A 21,473-nucleotide genomic window follows, 5' to 3' on the forward strand; every position below is an offset into this window, starting at 1 on the left:
GGACGGGCCCTTACACCGGTCCACCGGGCCGATGACCAGCGACCCCACGTACGCGGTATGCGTCGCCGCAGTGCGGTCCAGGCTGTCGTGATCGTTTCGGTGACCAGTTATGGACCATTCACTCGAAGCGAAGGCTACGAACCGTGCGTACGTACAGCCCCAAGCCCGGCGATGTGACGCGCCAGTGGCACGTCATCGACGCTCAGGACGTTGTCCTGGGTCGTCTCGCCACCACTGCCGCGACGCTCCTCCGGGGCAAGCACAAGCCGATCTACGCGCCGCACGTCGACGCTGGTGACTTCGTCATCATCATCAACGCCGACAAGGTGCACCTCTCCGGCAACAAGCGGACCCAGAAGATGGCGTACCGCCACTCCGGATACCCGGGTGGTCTGCGCTCCGTCCGTTACGACGAGCTCCTCGACAAGAACCCCGAGAAGGCCATCGAGAAGGCCGTCAAGGGCATGCTCCCCAAGAACACGCTGGGCCGTCAGATGCTCTCGAAGCTGAAGGTCTACAAGGGTGACCAGCACCCGCACGGCGCGCAGCAGCCGCAGCCGTACGAGATCACCCAGGTCGCGCAGTAAGTCCGGCCACCCCCAAGACTGAACAGAATCTGAGGAGAATCGTGGCCGAGACCACTGCCGAGCAGCCGCTCGAAGAGCTTGACATCGACAGCTACACCACCGAGTCCGAGGTTCCCGTCGAGGGCGAGTACACCTCGGAGTCCATGGCTTCCCGCTTCGGCGAGCCCCAGCCGGCCGCCGGCCTGGGCCGTCGCAAGAACGCCATCGCCCGCGTCCGGATCGTCCCGGGCACCGGCAAGTGGAAGATCAACGGTCGCACCCTTGAGGACTACTTCCCCAACAAGGTGCACCAGCAGGAAGTCAACGAGCCGTTCAAGGTTCTCGAGCTCGAGGGCCGTTACGACGTCATCGCCCGCATCGCCGGTGGCGGTGTCTCCGGCCAGGCCGGTGCGCTCCGTCTCGGTGTCGCCCGCGCGCTGAACGAGGCGGACGTCGACAACAACCGCGGCCCGCTGAAGAAGGCCGGCTTCCTCAAGCGCGACGACCGTGCGGTCGAGCGCAAGAAGGCCGGTCTGAAGAAGGCCCGCAAGGCTCCGCAGTACAGCAAGCGCTAGTCGCGTCGCCTGTCCTTGCGACTGGCTTCGCAAAGATCGCCCCGGCGGCACGGTTGTGCTGCCGGGGCGGTTTCGTTTACACAACCCCTACAGCCCCCGGACAGTCTCAGGGGGTGTACTCGGGGGTGTGAGCCGCACTCTCTTCAGCAATTCGGAGGACACCACTGTGGGACGACTCTTCGGCACGGACGGCGTGCGCGGTGTCGCCAACGCGGATCTGACGGCGGAGATGGCCCTGGGCCTGTCCGTGGCCGCGGCACACGTACTGGCCGAGGCGGGCACGTTCGAAGGACACCGGCCCAGGGCCGTGGTCGGGCGTGACCCCCGTGCCTCCGGGGAGTTCCTGGAAGCCGCCGTCGTCGCGGGACTCGCCAGCGCGGGCGTGGACGTCCTGCGGGTGGGCGTGCTGCCGACGCCCGCCGTGGCGTACCTCACCGCGGAGCTCGGCGCCGACCTCGGTGTGATGCTCTCCGCGAGCCACAACGCCATGCCCGACAACGGCGTCAAGTTCTTCGCCCGCGGTGGGCACAAGCTCGCCGACGAGCTGGAGGACCGGATCGAGTCCGTCTACGAGGAGCACCGCACCGGCGCACCGTGGGACCGCCCGACCGGATCGGGTGTGGGCCGCGTACGCGACTACGACGAGGGTTTCGACCGGTACGTCGCGCATCTGCTGGGTGCCCTGCCGAACCGGCTCGACGGGCTGAAGATCGTCCTCGACGAGGCGCACGGCGCCGCCGCCCGGGTCTCGCCGGAGGCGTTCCAGCGGGCCGGTGCCGAGGTCGTCACGATCGGGGCCGAGCCGGACGGGCTCAACATCAACGACGGGTGCGGTTCGACGCACCTGGACAAGATCAAGGCCGCCGTCGTCGAGCACGGCGCCGACCTGGGCATCGCGCACGACGGGGACGCCGACCGGTGCCTCGCCGTCGACCACACCGGCGAGGAGGTGGACGGGGACCAGATCCTCGCCGTGCTCGCGCTGGCGATGCGGGAGCGCTCCGTGCTGCGGTCCGAGACGGTCGTGGCCACCGTGATGTCCAACCTCGGGTTCAAGCTGGCCATGGAGCGCGAGGGCATTCGGCTGGTGCAGACCGGGGTCGGGGACCGGTACGTGCTGGAGGAGATGAAGGAGCACGGGTTCGCCCTCGGCGGTGAGCAGTCCGGGCACGTGATCATCCTCGACCACGCGACGACCGGGGACGGCACGCTGACCGGTCTGCTGCTGGCGGCCCGGGTGGCTCAGAGCGGGCGTTCGCTGCGGGAGCTCGCCGGGGTCATGGACCGGCTGCCGCAGGTGCTGATCAATGTGCCTGACGTCGACCGGACGCGGGTGGGGACGTCCGCGGAGCTGTCGGCGGCGGTGTCGGACGCGGAGCGGGAGCTCGGGGAGACCGGGCGGGTGCTGCTGCGGCCCTCCGGGACGGAGCCGTTGGTGCGGGTGATGGTCGAGGCGGCTGATATCGAGCAGGCTCGGTCTGTCGCGGGGCGGTTGGCCGATGCGGTGAAGTCCGCGCTGGGTTGATGGGCCGGGCCGGGCCGGGGTGGGGGCTGTGGTTTGTGGCGGGCTGCGGGTTGTGGGTGGCTTGTCGCGCAGTTCCCCGCGCCCCTGAGGGGGCGTGATGGTCGAGGCCGTTGGTATCGAGAAGTCCGTGCTGGGTTGAGGGGCCGGGCTGCGGGTTGTGGGTGGCTTGTCGCGCAGTTCCCCGCGCCCCTGAGGGGCGCGGGGAAGTCGAGGCCGTTGAGGTGCTGGGTTGATGGGCCCCTAGGACTTGCCGACTCCCTGGCGTTGTCTCGACCAGAGCCACTTCTGGATCAGCAGGGTGGCTGTGCCCGCGACGATGATGCCCAGCAGGTTCAGCAGGAGCTGTTCCGTCGAGCCCCACGTCTGTTTCGTGTCGCCGTAGCTCAGGGCCACGGCCGCGTTCGCGGCGGCCGGGATCGTGGTGACCGAGATGGCCACGCCGACCAGGGCGCCCGACTTGGCCGAGGTCAGGGAGAGCGTGCCGGCCACGCCGGCCAGGACCGCCACGACGAAGGAGAACCAGTCCGGGGCGTAGATGAAGCCCGTGTTCGGACGGTCGGCCATGAGCTGCTTCTCGCTGAAGAGGTCCACGGCATCCATGAAGAGGCTGAAGGCGACCGTCACCGCCATCGCCGCCACGAAGCCCACCAGCAGGGCGATCAGGGAGCGCAGGGCGAGCCGGGGGCGGCGCCGGACGATCGCGGTGCTGAAGCCGGCGAGCGGGCCGAACTCCGGGCCCACGGCCATGGCACCGACGATCAGGATCGCGTTGTCCAGGACCACGCCACAGGCCGCGATCATCGTGGCGAGCGTGATGAAGGCCAGGTACGTGACCGAGAGGGTGGACTCCTCGTGCGTCGCGTCGGTCAGCTGCTCCCAGAGGACCGCGTCCGCGCCCTCGCCGGGCGCGTCGGCCTCGGCCTTGTCGGCCCGCTCCGACAAGGACAGGTCGATGGACTCGACGGCGATGGAGCCGGAGGTGTCGATGCCGAGGTCCCGCAGCCCGGACAGCAGGTCGTCGCCCGCCTCTCGGGCCACGTCGCACATCACCACGTCCCCGGCGGGGTCCCGGGCGGCGCCCGGCAGGACGACGAGGTGGGTGGTGCCGACCGTCTTCTCGATCAGCAGGACCACTTTGTCGGTCCGGTCGGACGGTGTGATCAGACGCAGATGGAGCATGGCGCTCATCTAACCCGTCTTCCCTCCCGCGTCACAGTTTGCGCAGACTGAGCCGCTGCACCTTGTGGTCCGCGCCCTTGCGCACGACGAGGGCGGCACGCCCGCGGGTGGGGGCGATGTTCTCGACCAGGTTGGGCCGGTTGATGGTGCGCCACATCGTCCGGGCGTAGTCCAGGGCCTCCTCCTCCGAGACCTGGGTGTACTTGCGGAAGTACGAGGACGGGTCCTGGAAGGCGGTCGCGCGCAGCTTGCGGAAGCGGTTGAGGTACCAGGTCTCGATGTCCTCGACGCGGGCGTCGACGTAGACGCTGAAGTCGAAGTAGTCGGCGAGACCGACGCGGGTGCGGCCGTCCTTGCCGGGCAGGGCCGGCTGGAGGACGTTCAGGCCCTCGACGATCAGGATGTCGGGGCGGCGGACCGTGAGCCTCTTGTCCGGGACGATGTCGTAGATCAGGTGGGAGTAGACGGGCGCGGTGACCTCGTCCTTGCCGGCCTTGATGTCGGCGACGAAGCGGGTCAGGGCGCGGCGGTCGTAGGACTCGGGGAAGCCCTTGCGGGACATCAGGCCGCGGGCCTGGAGCTCCCGGGTGGGCAGCAGGAAGCCGTCCGTGGTGACCAGCTCGACGCGCGGATGCTCGGGCCAGCGCGACAGCAGGGCCTGGAGGAGACGGGCGACCGTCGACTTGCCGACGGCGACCGAGCCGGCCACGCCTATGACGAACGGGGTGCCCGACTGGGAGCCCTGCTCGCCGAGGAACGTGTTCAGCGCGCCTCTGAGCCCGTCGGTGGCCCCGACGTAGAGGTTGAGAAGCCGGGACAGCGGGAGGTAGATGTCCCGCACCTCGTCGAGGTCGATCACGTCGCCGAGACCGCGCAGCTTCTCGACCTCCTCGGCCGTCAGAGGCAGCGGCGTCTTGTCACGCAGCGCGCTCCATTCGGCTCGGGTGAGGTCGACGTAGGGAGTCGCCTCCGGGCGGGGCCGGTGGGCGCTCCGGGGCATCGAGGAGACCGGAGAGATCACAGTCCATTGTTACGGCAGTACGAACGGATGGTGAGGTGGGATCCGTCACGCGGGCTCCTCACGGGCCCCGGTGGGGCGAGAACCGGCCGAACGCCTATCGCCCTCCGGGGTTCGTACCCCGGTGGTGATTTCCGATTTCGGGCACGCTGCGGCCGGTTCGGCGCGGGAATCGCCCCTAAGCTGCCGCCCATGTGTGGAATCGTGGGATACGTGGGGCCGCAGTCCGCGCTCGAGGTCGTGATGGCCGGGCTGAAGCGGCTGGAGTACCGGGGGTACGACTCGGCGGGCGTCGCCGTCCTGGCCGACGGCGGCCTGGCGACGGCGAAGAAGGCCGGCAAGCTCCTCAACCTGGAGAAGGAACTGGACGGCAGGCCGCTGCCGACCGGCGCGACGGGCATCGGGCACACCCGCTGGGCCACGCACGGCGGTCCGACGGACTCCAACGCCCACCCTCACATCGACAACGCGGGACGGGTCGCGGTGGTGCACAACGGCATCATCGAGAACTTCGCCCTCCTGCGGGCCGAGCTGGCGGAGCGCGGGCACGACCTGGCCTCCGAGACGGACACCGAGGTCGTGGCGCACCTGCTCGCCGAGGAGTTCTCCGCCTGCGCGGATCTGGCCGAGGCCATGCGGTTGGTCTGCCGTCGGCTGGAGGGCGCGTTCACGCTGGTCGCGGTGCACGCCGACGAGCCGGACGTGGTGGTGGGAGCGCGGCGGAACTCGCCCCTGGTGGTCGGCGTCGGTGAGGGCGAGGCCTTCCTCGCCTCGGACGTCGCCGCGTTCATCGCCCACACGCGCTCGGCCGTCGAACTCGGCCAGGACCAGGTGGTGGAGCTGCGCCGGGACGGCGTGACGGTGACCGGTTTCGACGGCCGTCCGGCCGATGTGCGCTCGTACCACGTGGACTGGGACGCCTCGGCCGCCGAGAAGGGCGGCTACGACTACTTCATGCTCAAGGAGATCGCCGAGCAGCCCAAGGCGGTCGCCGACACGCTCCTGGGCCGGATCGACGGTTCCGGTTCGCTGACGCTGGACGAGGTGCGGATCCCGGCCGGGGTGCTGCGGGAGATCGACAAGGTCGTCATCGTCGCCTGCGGTACGGCCTTCCACGCCGGGATGATCGCCAAGTACGCCATCGAGCACTGGACACGGCTGCCCTGCGAGGTGGAGCTGGCGAGCGAGTTCCGCTACCGGGACCCGATCCTGGACGCGCGGACGCTCGTCATCGCCATCTCCCAGTCCGGCGAGACCATGGACACGCTGATGGCGCTGCGGCACGCCCGCGAGCAGGGCTCCAGGGTGCTGGCGATCTGCAACACCAACGGGTCGACGATCCCGCGCGAGTCGGACGCGGTGCTGTACACCCACGCCGGGCCCGAGGTGGCCGTCGCCTCGACGAAGGCGTTCCTGACGCAGCTCGTGGCGTGCTACCTGGTCGCCCTGTACCTGGGCCAGGTGCGGGGCACCAAGTGGGGTGACGAGATCCGGGCGGTGATCCGCGACCTGTCCTCGATCGCCGGTGCGGTGGAGCAGGTGCTGGGCACGATGGAGCCGGTGCGGGAACTGGCGCGCACGCTGGCCTCGAAGAAGACGGTGCTGTTCCTGGGCCGGCACGTGGGGTATCCGGTGGCGCTCGAAGGGGCGCTGAAGCTCAAGGAACTCGCCTACATGCACGCGGAGGGGTTCGCGGCTGGGGAGCTGAAGCACGGGCCCATCGCGCTGATCGAGGAGGACCTGCCGGTCGTCGTGGTGGTCCCGTCGCCGCGCGGGCGGTCGGTGCTGCACGACAAGATCGTGTCCAACATCCAGGAGATCCGGGCGCGGGGTGCGCGGACCATCGTGATCGCGGAGGAGGGCGACGAGGCGGTCGTGCCCTACGCGGATCATCTGGTCCGGATCCCCGCCACGCCGACCTTGTTGCAGCCGCTCGTCGCGACGGTGCCGCTTCAGGTGTTCGCGTGCGAGCTGGCGACGGCCCGGGGCAACGAGGTGGACCAGCCGCGGAACCTGGCGAAGTCGGTGACGGTGGAGTGACGGCGGGGGAGTGACGGGCTGTCAGGCCCGGGCGCGTGAGAGGGGGCGGACGACCGGTGTCGTCCGCCCCCTCGCAGCGGTCGGGCCGCCGGACGCTCGGATCAGACGGGCAGGCAGGTCGCCGGGACCCAGCCCTCCACGTCGGTGCTGTTGGGTCCGCCGAAGTACCACTTGTTGCTGGTCTTGCCGCAGGCCGTGTAGCTGCCGCCGGTGACGGGCCTGCTGCCGCCGAAGCAGATACCGCCCTTCTGGCCCTTGCCCCAGGTGCCGAGCGCGGTCGAGCTGGTCTTGGGCTGGCTGCGGAGGTTGACGGTCGCCTTGGGCTTCACGTTGGTCAGTGCGCTGCTGCAGTCGGGCTGCGTCGCCGCGGCGGCGGGGCCGGCGGTGGCGACGGTGCCGGTGAGGGCCGTGGCGAGGAGAGCTAGGGCACTGGCCGTGGTCCCCAACGACGTGAACTTCATGGAGTCGGTGTCCTCCCGTTTGGTGCGATGTCGTTTGCTCATCGCGGTCAGCGCGAACTCTATAGGAGGCAGGGGTAGTTGAGGATCACGGGGTGGCGCGGGCGGCGGGCAGGGTGCCGTTCGTCCAGGACCTGGCCCGTCACCGTAGGGTGCTGCGCATGAGCATCATCGGGGTCGGTATCGACGTTGCCGAGATCGAGCGGTTCGCTGCTTCACTGGAGCGTACGCCCGCACTGGCCAAGCGGCTTTTCGTGGAAGGGGAGTTGCTGCTGCCGAGCGGGGAGCGGCGGGGGGTCGCCTCGCTCGCCGCGCGGTTCGCGGCCAAGGAGGCGCTGGCCAAGGCGCTCGGCGCTCCGCCCGGGCTGCTCTGGACCGACGTCGAGGTGTGTGTCGAGGACAGCGGGCGGCCCTGGCTGCGGGTGAGTGGAAGCGTGGCGGCCCGGGCCGCCGAACTCGGCGTGCGTTCCTGGCACGTGTCCCTCAGTCATGACGCGGGGGTGGCCTCGGCGGTGGTGATCGCCGAGGGGTGAGAAGCGGCCCTGGCGCCGGGCCGCGTCCCCGACCTGCCCGGACAGCAGACCTAGGACAAGGACCAGATCAGCGTCGCCGTGCCGATGAGGCCGATCGCGCCCAGCGTCGTACCGGCCGCCGCCGGCCACAGCCGGCCCGTGCCCCTGCGGGCGTAGTGCAGGCCCATCGACCCGAACGTCACCGCGAGCGCTCCGGCCAGAATCGTCCACGGGATCAGGAACATCCAGGTGCCCGCCGCCGAGAAGGCGCCGAGGGCCAGGGCCGTGGGGCCGAGGGCGGTGGCGGGGCTGTCCGTCTCGCCGGGCGCTGTCGAACTGGTCATGTCTTGCGATCCCCCTATTTTGAACGAGTTCAAAACACGGCTCGATCATACGCCCGGGGCGGCGCACGTGGTGGAGAAACCCCGAAGCCCCCGCCGGGCGTGAAAGCGGGGGCTTCGGAGCGTGGGGTCACGGCCCGGCGGCGGCGTCAGCAGATCGACTGGCTGGTGTTCACGCGCGTGATGTCGCGGAACGTCGTGTTGTCGCCGCAGGGGCTCTCCCTGATGGCCGAGTCGGTGACCGTCAGGTTCTGGATGGTGATGTCCTTGTTGTTGGGGAACTCCGAGCGGGCGGCCAGGCGCAGCTCGCCGCCGCCCGTGATCGTGCCGCTGCGGGCCGCGAGGCTGACGTTGTAACAGTTCTCGATCAGGACCGAGTTGTTGCCGGTCCGGGAGAGCGTCACCTTGTCGATGACGGCCCCGCCGCTCTCCGAGACGCAGAACACGCCGCGTCCGCCGCCGCGCGCGACGACCTCCCCGACGCGGATGTTGGTCGGGTAGCCGCTGCCGACGCGGCCGTTGCGGTTGGCCATGCGGAAGGCGGCGTAGCCGGTGCCCGTGCCCGCGTTCTCGGCGTCCACCTTGCCGACGGTGGCGTTGACGGTCTGGTTGAGCAGCAGGCCGGACTCGCCCACGTTGCGCGCGGTGACGGTGCCGATGGTGATGCCGTCGACGCCGTAGGTCTCGACGGCGTGGCTGGACGCGCCGGAGACGTAGACGTCGTCGATGCGGACGTTGCGCGTCCACTGGCTGGTGTCGCCCCGGTTGTCGATGCGGACGCCCAGGCCGCGGGTGAGGCGCATGTCGATCTGACCCAGCACCACGTTCTGGACGTTGCGCAGGAAGATGCCGTACAGCGGGGTGCCGGTGAGTTTGAGGTTCTGGATCTCGATGTCGCGTGTGCCGCGTGAGTAGACCGGCGCCTGGTCGCCCGAGCCGCTGCCGGTGACGTTGATCGTGCCGCAGACGTCGAGGGCGGTGTAGCTCGGCAGCGAGATGCGCGAACTGGCCGAGACCGAGCCCGAGCCCCGGACCACCACCCGCTCCTTCGCCGTGCGCCCGGAGGTCAGGCTGTTGACGGCCGCCTGGACGGCCGCGCGCATGTCGGTGCCGGTGTAGACCGTGCTGCCGCCGCGCCGGGCGGTCCAGGAGCTGCCGTTCTGCACGGCCTCGGCCTGGAAGGAACCGTCTCCGCAGGCCAGTGCGCGCGTGGGGGCGGCCGTGGCGGGGGCGGTCAGGGTGCCGGCGGCGGTGAGGAGGGCGGTGGCGCCGGCTGCGGCCAGTAATGCGGCTCTGCGTCCCATGGGGGCCTCGGTTTCGTCGGAACGTGGGGGGTGCGCAAGCGCTTTCTGCGCGGCCGGGAGTCTGGCAAAGAGGCGGCAAAGCGTCAATGGATGCGGCACGGTGCGCAGATGAAGGGGATGCGGGAGGTGCGTGTGAGGGGGAGTGGCCCGGCGGTGGTACGGGAAACTCGACCGCATGCGTACTGCGTACAGCGTGGAGACGGTCCGGAACGCCGAACGGGAGCTGATGGCGCGCCTGCCCGAGGGGGCGCTGATGCAACGCGCCGCCGCCGGGCTCGCCGCGGCCTGCGCCGACCTGCTGGGGCGGGTGTACGGGAGCAGGGTGGTGCTGCTGGTCGGCAGCGGTGACAACGGGGGTGACGCCCTGTACGCCGGGGCCCGGCTGGCCCGTCGGGGGGCCGGGGTCACGGCGGTGCTGCTCGCTCCGGGCCGGGCGCACGCGGCGGGACTCGCGGCGTTGCGGCGGGCCGGGGGGCGGGTCGCCGGGGCGGGGGAGGGGGAGGCGCTGGTCGAGGGCGCGGACCTCGTCCTCGACGGGATCGTCGGGATCGGCGGGAAGGGCGGGTTGCGGCCGGACGCCGTGCCGTTGGCGGCCGCGGCCGGACGGTCGCGGGGGGCCGTGGTCGCGGTCGACCTGCCGAGTGGTGTCGACGCCGACACCGGGGAAGTGCACGGGGTCGCCGTGCGGGCCGATCTGACCGTGACGTTCGGGACGCACAAGCCGGGGCTGCTGATCGACCCGGCGCGGGAGTACGCCGGGTCGGTGCGGCTGGTCGACATCGGGCTGGAGCTGCCGGCCGAGGCGGAGCTGGAGGCGTTGCAGCACGAGGACGTGGCCCGGGTGCTGCCGGTGCCGCGGGCGGAGAGCGACAAGTACCGGCGGGGCGTGGTCGGGATCGCCGCCGGGTCGGCGCGCTACCCGGGCGCCGCCGTGCTGGCCGTCGCGGGCGCGCTGCGGGGCGGGGCCGGGGCGGTCCGGTACGTCGGGCCGGCCGGGGACGCGGTCATCGCCCGGTTCCCCGAGACGCTGGTGTCGGACCAGGGACCGAAGCACGCCGGGCGGGTGCAGGCGTGGGTCGTCGGGCCGGGGGCCGGGGACGACGCGAAGACGGTGGCGGAGGTGCTGGCCGCGCAGGTGCCGGTGCTGATCGACGCGGACGGGCTGCGGCTGGCGGACGCGGAGGTCGTGCGGGAGCGGCGGGCGCCGACGCTGATGACGCCGCATGCGGGTGAGGCGGCGGCGCTGCTGGGTGTGGAGCGGGGGGAGGTCGAGGCGGGGCGCCTGGCCGCGGTGCGGGAGCTGGCGCGGCGGTACGGGGCGACGGTGTTGTTGAAGGGGTCGACGACGTTGGTCGCCGACGCGGGGGGCGGTGCGGTGCGGGTGAATCCGACGGGCACGGGCTGGCTGGCCACGGCCGGGAGCGGGGACGTGCTGTCCGGGCTGGGCGGGTCGTTGCTGGCGGCGGGGCTGTCGGCGCTGGACGCGGGGAGTGCGGGGGCGTATCTGCACGGGCTGGCCGGGCGGTTGGCGGCGGACGGGGCGCCGGTGGGGGCGCATGACGTGGCCGGGGCGGTGCCGGAGGCTTGGCGGAATGTTCTGGGGTGATGGGTGAGGGGTGAGGGCTGCGGCTGAGGGGTGGTGCTGGAGGCCGGGGGCTCATGGAGAGTGCGGGTCGGTGGGGGTGCTGTGGGGGTGGGTCGTCTCCTCCGCCCCTTCCCCGGGCCCCGGCTTCGGGTTGAACGGCCCCGTCCTCAGGCGCCGGACGGGCTGGGCCCCCCGGGTTCGGCCTGAACCCCTCGTCCTCAAGCGGCGGACGGGGGCCGCACGGTGTCGTCGCGGCGTGCCGGACGGGCTGTGACGAGTCGTCGGGGCGTGCCGGACGGGCTGTGACGGCTTCGGGGCGGGGTCTTGTGCGATGGGGTGCTGATGCCTCCGGGTGACCCCCGCCGCGCGGCAACCGTGGGGCGGGTCGTGGGCCGCGTTTGTCTGGGCGTATGAGCCGCAGACGTGTCACCGGGCCGGCCCTCGCCCTTCTGCTCGCCGTTGTCGCCGTGCTGCCCGGTGAGGCCGCCGGGGCCGCCCCCGTGCCGCCGGCTCCCGGGCCGGCGGCCGAGTTGGTGCCCGGGGTCGCGCCGGGGATCGCGCAGCCCTGGGCGCTCGACACGCCCGACCAGGCGCTGGCACCCGTGGTGTACCGGCCGTCCGCCGAGGAGGAGGCCGTCGAGCCGCGCAGCGCGCCGGCGGGGACGTACGCGCTCGTCGAGTACGTGCCGTTGGGGGAGGCGGTCGCGCGGGTGAGCTGCACCGCGAAGGCCGGGCCGTATCAGCGCCAGGTCGAGCGGTGGCTGGGACTGCGGGTGGACGGGCGGCAGTCGGCGGCGGACTGCCGGGTCATCCGGGCGTTCCAGGTGAAGCAGGGGATCACCCCGGCCATGGGGTTCGCCGGGCCGGTCACCTGGTCGCGGATGCGGTACCTGTCGGCCCGCCGGAATCCGAACGCCGCCGGGAACTGCCCGGTGCGGACCCATCCCGTGGCGTGTGTGGATCTCACCCGGCAGCTGATGTGGGTGCAGAAGGGCCGGCAGGTGACGTTCGGCGCGGTGCCCATCCGCAGCGGCCGGGCCGGGTACCGGACCCGGGCCGGGTGGCACACGGTCTACTGGCGGCACAAGAACCACTGGTCGACGCTGTACAACACGCCCATGCCGTACTCCCAGTTCTTCAGCGGCGGGCAGGCCTTCCACGGCGTCTACGGCTCGCTGTACACCGCCGTGGGTTCGATGGGCTGCGTCAATCTCACCGTCGGTGACGCGCAGAGGTTGTGGGGGGTGCTCAGGAAAGGCGACCGGGTGTTCGTGTGGGGGCGGCGGCCCGGGACGTAGCCGATCCGACGCCGGAGCCCTCTGAGACACTGGGCGCGATGAGCGAGAGAACAGCCCCGACCGCGCCCCCGCGGGCCCGGGCCGAGATCGACCTGGCCGCCCTGCGGGCCAATGTGCGGGCCCTGCGTGCCCATGCGCCGGGCGCGGCCGTGATGGCCGTGGTGAAGTCCGAGGCGTACGGGCACGGGGCTGTGCCGTGCGCCCGGGCGGCCCTCGCCGCGGGAGCGACCTGGCTGGGCACGGCCACGCCCGAGGAGGCCCTCGCCCTGCGGGCCGCCGGGCTGCCGGGCCGCATCATGTGCTGGCTGTGGACGCCGGGCGGGCCGTGGCGCGAGGCGATCGAGGCCGACGTGGACGTGTCCGTCAGCGGCCTGTGGGCCCTGGAGGAGGTCGTCGCGGCGGCCAGGGAAGCCGACCGGCCCGCCCGGGTGCAGCTCAAGGCGGACACGGGGCTCGGGCGCGGCGGGTGCCAGCCGGGGGACGACTGGGCCGCGCTGGTGGGCGAGGCGCTGCGGGCCGAGGCCGAGGGGCTGCTGCGCGTCACCGGGCTGTGGTCGCACTTCGCCTGCGCGGACGAGCCCGGGCATCCCTCCATCGCCGCCCAGCTCGGCGTGTTCCGCGAGATGGTCGCGTACGCCGAGGGACAGGGCGCACGGCCCGAGGTCCGGCACATCGCCAACTCGCCGGCCACCCTCACGCTCCCCGAGAGCCACTTCGACCTGGTGCGCACCGGCATCGCGACCTACGGCATCTCGCCCAGCCCCGAGCTCGGCACCCCGGCCGACTTCGGGCTGCGCCCCGTCATGACGCTGTCGGCCTCGCTGGCCCTGGTCAAGCACGTGCCGGGCGGGCACGGCGTCAGCTACGGCCACCGGTACGTGACCCCCGGCGACACCACCCTCGGCTTGGTTCCCCTGGGCTACGCGGACGGCGTCCCGCGGCACGCCTCCTCGGCCGGGCCGGTCCTGGTCGAGGGCAAGTGGCGCACCGTCGCCGGGCGGGTCGCGATGGACCAGTTCGTGGTGGATCTGGGCGGCGACGAGCCCACCGCGGGGGCCGAGGCGGTCCTCTTCGGGCCCGGGGACCGCGGCGAGCCCACCGCCGAGGACTGGGCCCAGGCGGCCGGAACCATCGCCTACGAGATCGTGACCCGGATCGGAACGCGTGTTCCGCGCGTCTATGTGCATGAGGAACAGGACGGGTAACTCGCACAGAGACCCGGTCACACGGGAAACAGCGGTCACTGAGGCGACACAGGCATCACCCGACCCGGTGGGTCACCCGATCGGCAGCCCGGCGAAGAGGAGCGGTACGTGAGCGAGAGCAGTGCGGAGGTCGTCGTCGACGTGGCCTCCGCGGCCGTCGCGGCCTCCGCCGCGGGGGCGGCGGGCGGCTGGCGCCGGGCGACCGGTCTCGCCGGCGTGGCGATAGGCGTGGTGGCCGCGGGCGCGGCGGCCGGTGTGGCCCTGGAGCGGATGACGGTCGGCCGGGGCATGCGCCAGAAGGCCCGGCTCGCACTGGACTCGGCGGGACCGTACGGCTCGCTGCGCGGCATGCCCGGCAAGGCGTTCGCCGACGACGGCACGGAGCTGTACTACGAGGTCGACGACGTCGACGCGGAGGCCGCCCCGGCGGCCATCGGCCCCCGCCGCCGCCGGCTCTTCGGCCGCAAGTCCCCCGCGCCCGTCACCGTCGTCTTCAGTCACGGGTACTGCCTGAGCCAGGACTCCTGGCACTTCCAGCGGGCGGCGCTGCGGGGCGTCGTACGGACCGTGCACTGGGACCAGCGCAGTCACGGCCGGTCGGGGCGGGGCGTGGCCCAGACGCGGGACGACGAGCCGGTCACCATCGAGCAGCTCGGCCGGGACCTGAAGGCCGTCATCGACGCGGCGGCGCCCGAGGGGCCGCTCGTGCTCGTCGGGCACTCGATGGGCGGCATGACGGTGATGGCGCTGGCCGACCAGTACCCGGAGCTCATCCGGGAGCGGGTCGTCGGGGTCGCCTTCGTGGGGACGTCGTCGGGGCGGCTCGGCGAGGTCAACTACGGCCTGCCCGTGGCCGGGGTCAACGCGGTGCGGCGGGTGCTGCCCGGGGTGCTGAAGGCGCTGGGGCAGCGGGCCGAGCTGGTGGAGAAGGGGCGCCGGGCCACGGCCGACCTGTTCGCCGGGGTCATCAAGCGGTACTCGTTCGCGTCCCGGGACGTCGACCCGGCCGTCGCCCGGTTCGCCGAGCGGATGATCGAGAGCACGCCCATCGACGTCGTCGCCGAGTACTACCCGGCGTTCAACGACCACGACAAGACCGAGGCGCTGGTCCACTTCGCGGACCTGCCGGTGCTCGTCCTGGCCGGGGTGCAGGACCTGGTCACCCCGAGCGAGCACAGCGAGGCCATCGCCGACCTGCTCCCCGACGCCGAGCTGGTGCTGGTGCCGGACGCGGGGCACTTGGTGATGCTGGAACACCCGGAAGTGGTCACCGACCGCCTCGCCGACCTGCTCACCCGCACGGGTGCCGTGCCCGCAGGGGCTACCGTGAAGGGCTATGGAAGCACCAGCACCGCACAGCCCGGCTGAGCCCGGCTCCGTCCAGATCGTCGTCACGTCCCCCGAGCAGATGCGGGAGCTGGGTCGCCGGCTCGCGAAACTACTGCGTCCGGGTGACCTGGTGATGCTCAGCGGCGAGCTCGGCGCGGGCAAGACGACGCTGACCCGCGGCCTGGGCGAGGGGCTCGGCGTGCGCGGAGCCGTCACCTCGCCGACCTTCGTGATCGCCCGGGTGCACCCCTCCCTGGGCGACGGGCCGCCGCTCGTCCATGTCGACGCCTACCGGCTCTCCGGCGGTCTCGACGAGATGGAGGACCTCGATCTCGACGTCTCGCTGCCCGACTCCGTGGTCGTCGTGGAGTGGGGCGAGGGCAAGGTCGAGGAGCTGACCGACGACCGGCTCCAGGTCCTGATCCACCGGGCCGTGGGCGACACGGACGACGAGGTCCGGCAGATGACCGTCACCGGTGTGGGGGAACGCTGGGCGTCGGCGGACCTGAGCGTGCTCGCCGCCTGAGCCCGTCCCGCCCGCGGGCGGGGGTGCGGACGTGCGGCGGAGGTTCCGACAAGACGTCGGCAAGATGTTGCGTTCGGCGTCTTGTGCGTGGTCACATGGTACCCAGTCCGTAGTTAGGTGTACCTAACTTCGTTGGTCCCGGCCCTTCGGGAGGCGTCCATGTCGGCTACAGAGAGCAAGGGGCAGCCGCAGCGGTCCGCGGTCGCCGGGGTGTCCATGCGCGACCTGCTGGCGGCGGGCCGGGCGGCGGCGCTGATCTCCACGCCCCCGCGCGCTCCCGAGCCGGAGCTCTCCGGGCGCGCCCCCGCACACCGCGAGGCGGCCTAGCCCCAAGTACGTCCAGTACGCCGAGAGTGCGGCGAGGGTGCGTGCCAGGCGTCGCGGGGCAGGAGGGCGGGCGGACGGAGGGACTTTGCGGACACGGCCTAGCGGACCACGACGACCTTGCGGCCGATCGTCGCGAACGTCCACATCGCGTCGCCGTCCGCGCGCGACTCGCGGATACCGCCCGTCCGGACCCTCGGGTCGGGAGCGGGCGCGCTCGGGCCGCCCACGGCCGCGCTGAAGCCGATGACCACGCCGTCCACGGTGGCGAAGCGCACCACGTGCTCGACGGGGACGCCGTCGGAGCCGGTGACCGCGTTCGAGCGGGACGTCACCGCGTAGCTGCCCGGGGCCGGGTCCACGGCGCTCGGCTCGACCGCGAACGTACGGCTGACCGCCTCGTCCCCGGCGACCAGCCACACCCGGTCGCCGCGCAGCGAGTACACGACCCGGGCGCCCTCGCCGGAGGCGGCGGGCAGCGCGGTGGGGTCCTTCCTGACCCGGGGCGCCTTCGTCGTACCGGCCGCCGGTGCCGCGCCCGCCTGCGCCGGCCTGCCCAGGCCGGGCGGTACGGCCTCGGCCGCCTCGTGGGCGAGGTAGCCGACCGTCGCGAGAGCCGCGGCGGTGAGCCCGGCCACGATTCCCGAGCTGCTGGTTGCCACCGGCTTCACCTCACGTTGCACATCCCTGTCGTGACGGTAGGTGACGGTAGCAGCACGTGACGACCCGACAGGCGCGGCCGTGCCGGGCCCCGGGGAGCCGTAGGCTGTTTGCGTGCTCTTGCTCGCTCTGGATACCGCCACGCCCGCTGTCACCGTCGCGCTGCACGACGGACGCGATGTCATCGCCTCGTCGAGTCAGGTGGACGCGCGGAGGCACGGGGAACTGCTGATGCCGGCGATCGACCGGGTGTTCGCCGAGGCCGGTCTGCGGCTCGACGCCGTCACGGACATCGTCGCCGGGATCGGTCCGGGACCGTACACCGGCCTGCGGGTCGGCCTGATGACCGCGGACACCTTCGGCCTGGCGCTCGGTGTCCCCGTGCACGGTGTGTGCACGCTGGACGGTCTCGCCTACGCCGCCGACCTGGAGGGCCCGTTCGTCGTCGCGACCGACGCCCGCCGCAAGGAGGTGTACTGGGCCCGCTACGCCGACTCCCGCACCCGCCTGACCGACCCGGCCGTCGACCGGCCCGCCGACATCGCCGAGCAGGTGAAGGGCCTGCCGGCGGTCGGCGCGGGCGCGCTGCTGTACCCCGGCACGTTCCCTCACGCGCACGAGCCGGAGCACGTGTCCGCCGCCGCCCTCGCCCGGCTGGCCGCGGAGAGGCTGGCGGCCGGGGAGGAACTCCCCGCGCCCCGGCCGCTCTACCTGCGCCGCCCCGACGCCCAGGTCCCCAAGAACTACAAGGTGGTCACCCCCAAGTGACCGGACCCGTGACGTGCGCGCTGCGCGAGATGCGCTGGTGGGACATCGACCCCGTGCTCGAGCTCGAGCGGGACCTGTTCCCCGAGGACGCCTGGTCCCGGGGCATGTTCTGGTCCGAGCTGGCCCACGCGCGGGGGCCCGAGGCCAACCGGCGGTACGTCGTCGCCGAGGCCGGCACCCGGATCGTCGGCTACGCCGGCCTGGTCGCCAACGGTGAACAGGCCGACGTGCAGACCATCGCCGTGGCCCGCGAGCGGTGGGGCACCGGCCTCGGCGGACGGCTGCTGGCCGAACTGCTGCGGGCCGCCACCACCTTCGAGTGCGCCGAGGTGATGCTGGAGTGCCGGGTCGACAACGTCCGCGCGCAGAAGCTCTACGAGCGCTTCGGCTTCGAGCCCATCGGTTTCCGGCGCGGCTACTACCAGCCGGGGAACGTGGACGCCCTGGTGATGCGCCTGACCGCCCCCGAGAACTCCGTACAAGGAACCGAGATCAATGGCTGACGAACCCCTCGTACTGGGAATCGAGACCTCCTGCGACGAGACCGGCGTCGGCATCGTGCGGGGCACCACCCTGCTGGCCGACGCCGTCGCCTCCAGCGTGGACGAGCACGCCCGCTTCGGCGGTGTCGTCCCGGAGGTCGCGAGCCGCGCCCATCTGGAGGCGATGGTCCCCACCATCGACCGCGCCCTGAAGGAGGCGGGCGTCAGCGCCCGCGACCTCGACGGCATCGCCGTCACCGCCGGTCCCGGCCTCGCCGGTGCCCTGCTGGTCGGCGTCTCCGCGGCGAAGGCCTACGCGTACGCGCTCGGCAAGCCGCTGTACGGCGTCAACCACCTCGCCTCGCACATCTGCGTGGACCAGCTGGAGCACGGCGCGCTGCCCGAGCCGACCATGGCCCTGCTGGTCTCGGGCGGTCACTCCTCGCTGCTGCTGTCCTCGGACATCACCTCCGACGTCCGCCCCATGGGCGCCACCATCGACGACGCGGCCGGCGAGGCCTTCGACAAGATCGCCCGCGTGCTGAACCTGGGCTTCCCCGGCGGCCCGGTCATCGACCGGTACGCCAAGGAGGGCGACCCGAACGCGATCGCCTTCCCCCGCGGCCTGACCGGCCCGCGCGACCCCGCCTACGACTTCTCCTTCTCGGGTCTGAAGACCGCCGTGGCCCGCTGGATCGAGGCCAAGCGGGCGGCGGGGGAGGAGGTCCCGGTGCGGGACGTGGCGGCCTCCTTCCAGGAGGCGGTGGTGGACGTGCTGACCCGCAAGGCCGTCAGGGCCTGCAAGGACGAGGGCGTCGACCACCTGATGATCGGCGGCGGTGTGGCCGCCAACTCCCGGCTGCGCGCCCTCGCCCAGGAGCGCTGCGAGGCCGCCGGCATCCGGCTGCGGGTGCCGCGGCCCAAGCTGTGCACGGACAACGGCGCGATGGTCGCCGCCCTCGGCGCCGAGATGGTCGCCCGGGGCCGGGCCGCGTCGTCCTGGGACCTGTCGGCGGACTCGTCCCTGCCGGTCACCGAGCCGCACGTGCCCGGACACGACCACGACCATGTGCACGAGGTCAGCAAGGAGAACCTCTACTCATGACGGTCGCGCTGATGTGGGAGGCCCGGGCGTCCGACGGCCGCGGCGGGGACCTGCTGGCCTGGGCACGCGCCCAGGAGCTCCCCCGTGAGCCCCTGCGCCGGGAGACGCTCCGGGCAGCCGGCGACCGGGTGCTCGTCATCACCTGGTGGGACGCGCCCTGCGACGCCGAGCTGCCCGAACTGCCGGAGCCGGACGGCGACCTCGTCGCGCGGGCGGTGCACCGCTGGCGGTTCGAGTCGGTGGACGCCGGCTGACCGACGGCCGCCTGGGTCGTCCGGGAGGCGGGGCACGGGCCTCACCCCACCCCCGACACCTCCGTCTCGCACCGGAGCCGCCGGTCGGGGCCGAGGACCCTGAGCGGGCCGGTGAGGGTGAGCCGTGCGGTGTGGCGTACGTCCGTGCTGGACGCCGCCAGCCGTAGTTCCAGGGCGCCCGGTTCGACCACCCTGCGGCCGGTACGGTCGGTGAACGCCGAAAGGTCCGTGTGGAAACGGAACGTGACCCGGGCCGCCTCGCCCGGGGCGAGCTCCACCCGCCGGTAGCCGACCAGCCGGACGTCGGGGCGGGTCACCGAGGCCACCGGGTCGTGCAGGTACAGCTGGACGACCTCGGCACCCGCGTGGTCGCCGGTGTTCCGGACGGTCACCGACACGTCGTGGAAGCCGTCCGTGCCGATCTCGGCCGGTCCGGTGGGGTCGGGCACCTCCCAGGCGAACGCCGTGTACGAGCGGCCGTGGCCGAAGGCGTACAGCGGGGTCGGGTCCAGGTTGCTGACCTCGCCCGCCAGGCCCAGGGGCGGCTGGAGGTAGGTCCAGGGCTGGCCGCCCGGCAGCCGCGGGACGCTGACGGGCAGGCGGCCCGAGGGGTTCACCCGGCCCGACAGGACGCCCGCGACCGCCGGGCCGCCCTCCTCTCCCGGGAAGAACGCCTGGACGACCGCGCCGAGACGGCCGTGCCAGCGGCCCAGGGCGTAGGGGCGGCCGGTCAGCAGCACCAGCACCACCGGGACGCCGGTGGCGACCAGCGCGTCCAGCAGCTCGCCCTGGACGCCCGGCAGGCCGAGGTCGCTCGCGTCGCAGCCCTCGCCCGAGGTGCCCCGGCCGAACAGGCCCGCCCGGTCGCCGAGGACCGCCACGCACACATCCGCCTCGGCGGTGCGCGCGATCGCCTCCTCGAAGCCCGCGGCGTCCGGGTCCGTCACGTCACAGCCCTGCGCGAACGTCACCTTGGCGTCGGGGAGTTCGGTGCGCAGGGCGTCCAGCACGGTCGGGATCTCGATGCCGGCCGGCACCCCGGGGTGGTGGGTGAGGACGTGGGACGGGAAGGAGTAGCAGCCCAGCATCGCCAGGGCGTCGGCCGCCCGGGGGCCGACGACCGCGATCCGGGTGTCGGGGGCCAGCGGGAGCAGGCCGTCGGGGTTGTCGAGGAGGACCACCGACTCCTCGGCCATGCGGCGGGCCAGGAGGCGGTTGCCCGTCGAGTCGAGGTCGATCGCGGTGGCCGGCTCGGGGGTCCAGTCCTCGTCCAGCAGGCCCAGTTCGCACTTCTGGAGCAGCACGTGGCGGGCCGCCCGGTTCACGAGCTCCTCGGGCACCTCGCCGGAGCGGACCGCCTCCAGCAGCGGCTCGCCGTAGCACTTGACGGTGGGCAGTTCGACGTCGATACCGGCTGCGAGGGCCGCGTGGGCCGCCTCGGCGGACGTGCCGGCGACGCGGTGCAGGGTGTGGAGGAAGCCGATGCCGAAGTAGTCGGCCACGACCGTGCCGGTGAAGCCCCACTCCTCGCGCAGGAGGCGGGTCAGCAGCCCGGGGTCCGCGGAGGCCGGGACGCCGTCCGTCTCGGTGTAGGCGGCCATCACCGAGCGGGCGCCGCCCTCGCGCAGGGCCATCTCGAAGGGCGGCAGGGTGACGTCGGCGAACTCGCGGACACCGGCCCGGACCGGGGCGAGGTTGCGGGCACCGGCCGAGGAGGCGTACCCGGCGAAGTGCTTGAGCGTGGCGACGACCCCGGCCGACTCCAGGCCCCGCACGTACGCGGTGCCGACCGTGCCGACGAGATACGGGTCCTCGCCGATGGTCTCCTCCACGCGGCCCCAGCGCGGATCGCGCACGACGTCCAGCACGGGCGCGAGGCCCTGGTGGACACCGGCGGAGCGCAGGTCGGCGCCGATGCGGCGGGCCATCTCCTCGACCAGCGGCGGGTCCCAGGTCGCGCCCCAGGCGAGCGGGACCGGATAGGCCGTGGCCTGCCAGGCGGTGAATCCGGCCAGGCACTCCTCGTGCGCGATCGCCGGGATGCCGAAGCGGCCGGCCTCGGCGATACGGCGCTGGGCGCGGGCCAGGGCCTGCGCGCCGAGCGCCGGGTCCACGGGCGCGGTGCCGAAGGAACGCGTCAGCTGGCCCAGGCCGTGGGTGATCAGCTCGGCCCAGTCGTACTCGACGGTCATGTCGTGCTGGTGCGGCGCGACTCCGTCGCCGTCCGTCGCGGCGCCCACCCACACGCCGTACAGCTGGGCGGTCTTCTCCTCCAGGGTCATCCGCGCGAGCAGGTCGTCGACGCGGGCGGCGGCGGGCAGCGCGGGGTCACGCCAGGGCGCGGTGGTCATGAAGCTCCTGTCGGATGGACGGGACGGCCCTCTCACGAGCGCGTGGAAGCCCCTGACCATCGGTCCCC

The 21,473-nt window shown here is 72.7% G+C and carries 22 protein-coding genes; 15 read left to right on the plus strand and 7 right to left on the minus strand.

Annotated elements, in window-relative coordinates:
- Positions 1-143: 143 nt before the first annotated feature.
- The 3 genes from rplM to glmM all read left to right on the plus strand — a co-directional run bounded on the left by rplM (position 144) and on the right by glmM (position 2,666).
- Positions 144-587 (plus strand): 50S ribosomal protein L13, encoded by a 444-nt coding sequence (gene rplM / locus AC0665_RS01510; protein WP_010036634.1) that lies wholly within the window; start codon positions 144-146, stop codon positions 585-587.
- A 41-nt stretch (positions 588-628) separates the two neighbouring features.
- Positions 629-1,141 (plus strand): 30S ribosomal protein S9, encoded by a 513-nt coding sequence (gene rpsI / locus AC0665_RS01515; RefSeq protein WP_004927169.1) that lies wholly within the window; start codon positions 629-631, stop codon positions 1,139-1,141.
- A gap of 166 nt (positions 1,142-1,307) precedes the next feature.
- Positions 1,308-2,666 carry a phosphoglucosamine mutase gene (gene glmM / locus AC0665_RS01520; protein WP_468406699.1) on the plus strand — a complete coding sequence of 453 codons (1,359 nt, stop codon included), beginning with the start codon at positions 1,308-1,310 and terminating at the stop codon, positions 2,664-2,666.
- A 240-nt stretch (positions 2,667-2,906) separates the two neighbouring features.
- Here glmM and AC0665_RS01525 read toward each other — a convergent pair whose 3' ends face one another.
- Together AC0665_RS01525 and coaA are read right to left on the minus strand one after the other, a co-directional pair.
- Positions 2,907-3,845 carry a DUF389 domain-containing protein gene (locus AC0665_RS01525; protein WP_478605395.1) on the minus strand — a complete coding sequence of 313 codons (939 nt, stop codon included), beginning with the start codon at positions 3,843-3,845 and terminating at the stop codon, positions 2,907-2,909.
- A gap of 31 nt (positions 3,846-3,876) precedes the next feature.
- Positions 3,877-4,845: a type I pantothenate kinase gene (gene coaA / locus AC0665_RS01530; RefSeq protein ID WP_363118647.1), complete on the minus strand. Its 969-nt coding sequence runs from the start codon at positions 4,843-4,845 to the stop codon at positions 3,877-3,879.
- A 210-nt stretch (positions 4,846-5,055) separates the two neighbouring features.
- Between coaA and glmS the strand changes: the two genes are divergently transcribed.
- Positions 5,056-6,903, plus strand: coding sequence for a glutamine--fructose-6-phosphate transaminase (isomerizing) (gene glmS / locus AC0665_RS01535; RefSeq protein WP_468406703.1), 1,848 nt, complete (start codon positions 5,056-5,058; stop codon positions 6,901-6,903).
- Between the two features lie 101 nt (positions 6,904-7,004).
- Here glmS and AC0665_RS01540 read toward each other — a convergent pair whose 3' ends face one another.
- Entirely contained in the window at positions 7,005-7,406 is a 402-nt protein-coding gene (locus AC0665_RS01540; protein ID WP_478605187.1) for a hypothetical protein, read from the minus strand.
- Positions 7,407-7,522: 116 nt separating this feature from the next.
- Here AC0665_RS01540 and AC0665_RS01545 point away from each other — a divergent pair, with 116 nt between their 5' ends.
- Entirely contained in the window at positions 7,523-7,894 is a 372-nt protein-coding gene (locus AC0665_RS01545) for a holo-ACP synthase (RefSeq protein WP_468635510.1), read from the plus strand.
- A gap of 50 nt (positions 7,895-7,944) precedes the next feature.
- Here AC0665_RS01545 and AC0665_RS01550 read toward each other — a convergent pair whose 3' ends face one another.
- Entirely contained in the window at positions 7,945-8,217 is a 273-nt protein-coding gene (locus AC0665_RS01550; RefSeq protein WP_468635512.1) for a hypothetical protein, read from the minus strand.
- 146 nt (positions 8,218-8,363) lie between these two features.
- Entirely contained in the window at positions 8,364-9,518 is a 1,155-nt protein-coding gene (locus AC0665_RS01555; RefSeq protein WP_478605181.1) for a hypothetical protein, read from the minus strand.
- A 175-nt stretch (positions 9,519-9,693) separates the two neighbouring features.
- Between AC0665_RS01555 and AC0665_RS01560 the strand changes: the two genes are divergently transcribed.
- The 6 genes from AC0665_RS01560 (at position 9,694) to AC0665_RS01585 (ending at position 15,788) form a co-directional block, all read left to right on the plus strand.
- The gene (locus AC0665_RS01560) at positions 9,694-11,124 is read left to right on the plus strand and encodes an NAD(P)H-hydrate dehydratase (RefSeq protein ID WP_478605179.1); all 1,431 of its coding nucleotides are present in this window, start codon (positions 9,694-9,696) and stop codon (positions 11,122-11,124) included.
- A 389-nt stretch (positions 11,125-11,513) separates the two neighbouring features.
- Positions 11,514-12,401, plus strand: a complete 888-nt coding sequence (locus tag AC0665_RS01565; protein ID WP_478605176.1) for a L,D-transpeptidase — start codon at positions 11,514-11,516, stop codon at positions 12,399-12,401.
- A 38-nt stretch (positions 12,402-12,439) separates the two neighbouring features.
- Positions 12,440-13,606 (plus strand): alanine racemase, encoded by a 1,167-nt coding sequence (gene alr / locus AC0665_RS01570; RefSeq protein WP_478605173.1) that lies wholly within the window; start codon positions 12,440-12,442, stop codon positions 13,604-13,606.
- A gap of 108 nt (positions 13,607-13,714) precedes the next feature.
- A complete protein-coding gene (locus tag AC0665_RS01575; RefSeq protein ID WP_468406719.1) occupies positions 13,715-14,974 on the plus strand; it encodes an alpha/beta fold hydrolase in 1,260 nt (419 codons plus the stop codon).
- Complete coding sequence (gene tsaE, locus AC0665_RS01580) at positions 14,943-15,461, plus strand: tRNA (adenosine(37)-N6)-threonylcarbamoyltransferase complex ATPase subunit type 1 TsaE (protein WP_363118589.1); 519 nt, start codon at positions 14,943-14,945, stop codon at positions 15,459-15,461. The genes AC0665_RS01575 and tsaE overlap by 32 nt, the downstream gene beginning before the upstream one ends.
- A gap of 159 nt (positions 15,462-15,620) precedes the next feature.
- Entirely contained in the window at positions 15,621-15,788 is a 168-nt protein-coding gene (locus tag AC0665_RS01585; protein WP_468406721.1) for a hypothetical protein, read from the plus strand.
- Between the two features lie 98 nt (positions 15,789-15,886).
- Here AC0665_RS01585 and AC0665_RS01590 read toward each other — a convergent pair whose 3' ends face one another.
- Positions 15,887-16,447, minus strand: coding sequence for a hypothetical protein (locus tag AC0665_RS01590; protein ID WP_478507419.1), 561 nt, complete (start codon positions 16,445-16,447; stop codon positions 15,887-15,889).
- Between the two features lie 112 nt (positions 16,448-16,559).
- On the opposite strand from AC0665_RS01590, the gene tsaB reads away from it, so the two are divergent.
- The 4 genes from tsaB to AC0665_RS01610 are packed head-to-tail and all read left to right on the plus strand — an operon-like array spanning position 16,560 to position 19,054.
- Positions 16,560-17,213 (plus strand): tRNA (adenosine(37)-N6)-threonylcarbamoyltransferase complex dimerization subunit type 1 TsaB, encoded by a 654-nt coding sequence (gene tsaB, locus AC0665_RS01595; RefSeq protein ID WP_468635525.1) that lies wholly within the window; start codon positions 16,560-16,562, stop codon positions 17,211-17,213.
- On the plus strand, positions 17,210-17,716 hold the full coding sequence (gene rimI, locus AC0665_RS01600; RefSeq protein ID WP_363118585.1) for a ribosomal protein S18-alanine N-acetyltransferase: 507 nt from the start codon (positions 17,210-17,212) through the stop codon (positions 17,714-17,716). Before tsaB ends, rimI begins: the two co-directional genes overlap by 4 nt.
- Complete coding sequence (gene tsaD / locus AC0665_RS01605) at positions 17,709-18,800, plus strand: tRNA (adenosine(37)-N6)-threonylcarbamoyltransferase complex transferase subunit TsaD (RefSeq protein WP_468406728.1); 1,092 nt, start codon at positions 17,709-17,711, stop codon at positions 18,798-18,800. The genes rimI and tsaD overlap by 8 nt, the downstream gene beginning before the upstream one ends.
- Complete coding sequence (locus AC0665_RS01610; protein ID WP_468406730.1) at positions 18,797-19,054, plus strand: hypothetical protein; 258 nt, start codon at positions 18,797-18,799, stop codon at positions 19,052-19,054. Before tsaD ends, AC0665_RS01610 begins: the two co-directional genes overlap by 4 nt.
- A 41-nt stretch (positions 19,055-19,095) precedes the next feature.
- Here the strand turns inward: AC0665_RS01610 and AC0665_RS01615 are convergent, their stop codons facing one another.
- The gene (locus AC0665_RS01615) at positions 19,096-21,405 is read right to left on the minus strand and encodes a beta-xylosidase/alpha-l-arabinosidase (protein WP_468406732.1); all 2,310 of its coding nucleotides are present in this window, start codon (positions 21,403-21,405) and stop codon (positions 19,096-19,098) included.
- Between the last annotated feature and the right edge of the window lie 68 nt (positions 21,406-21,473).

It is taken from the genome of Streptomyces sp. NPDC043685 (assembly GCF_056436585.1).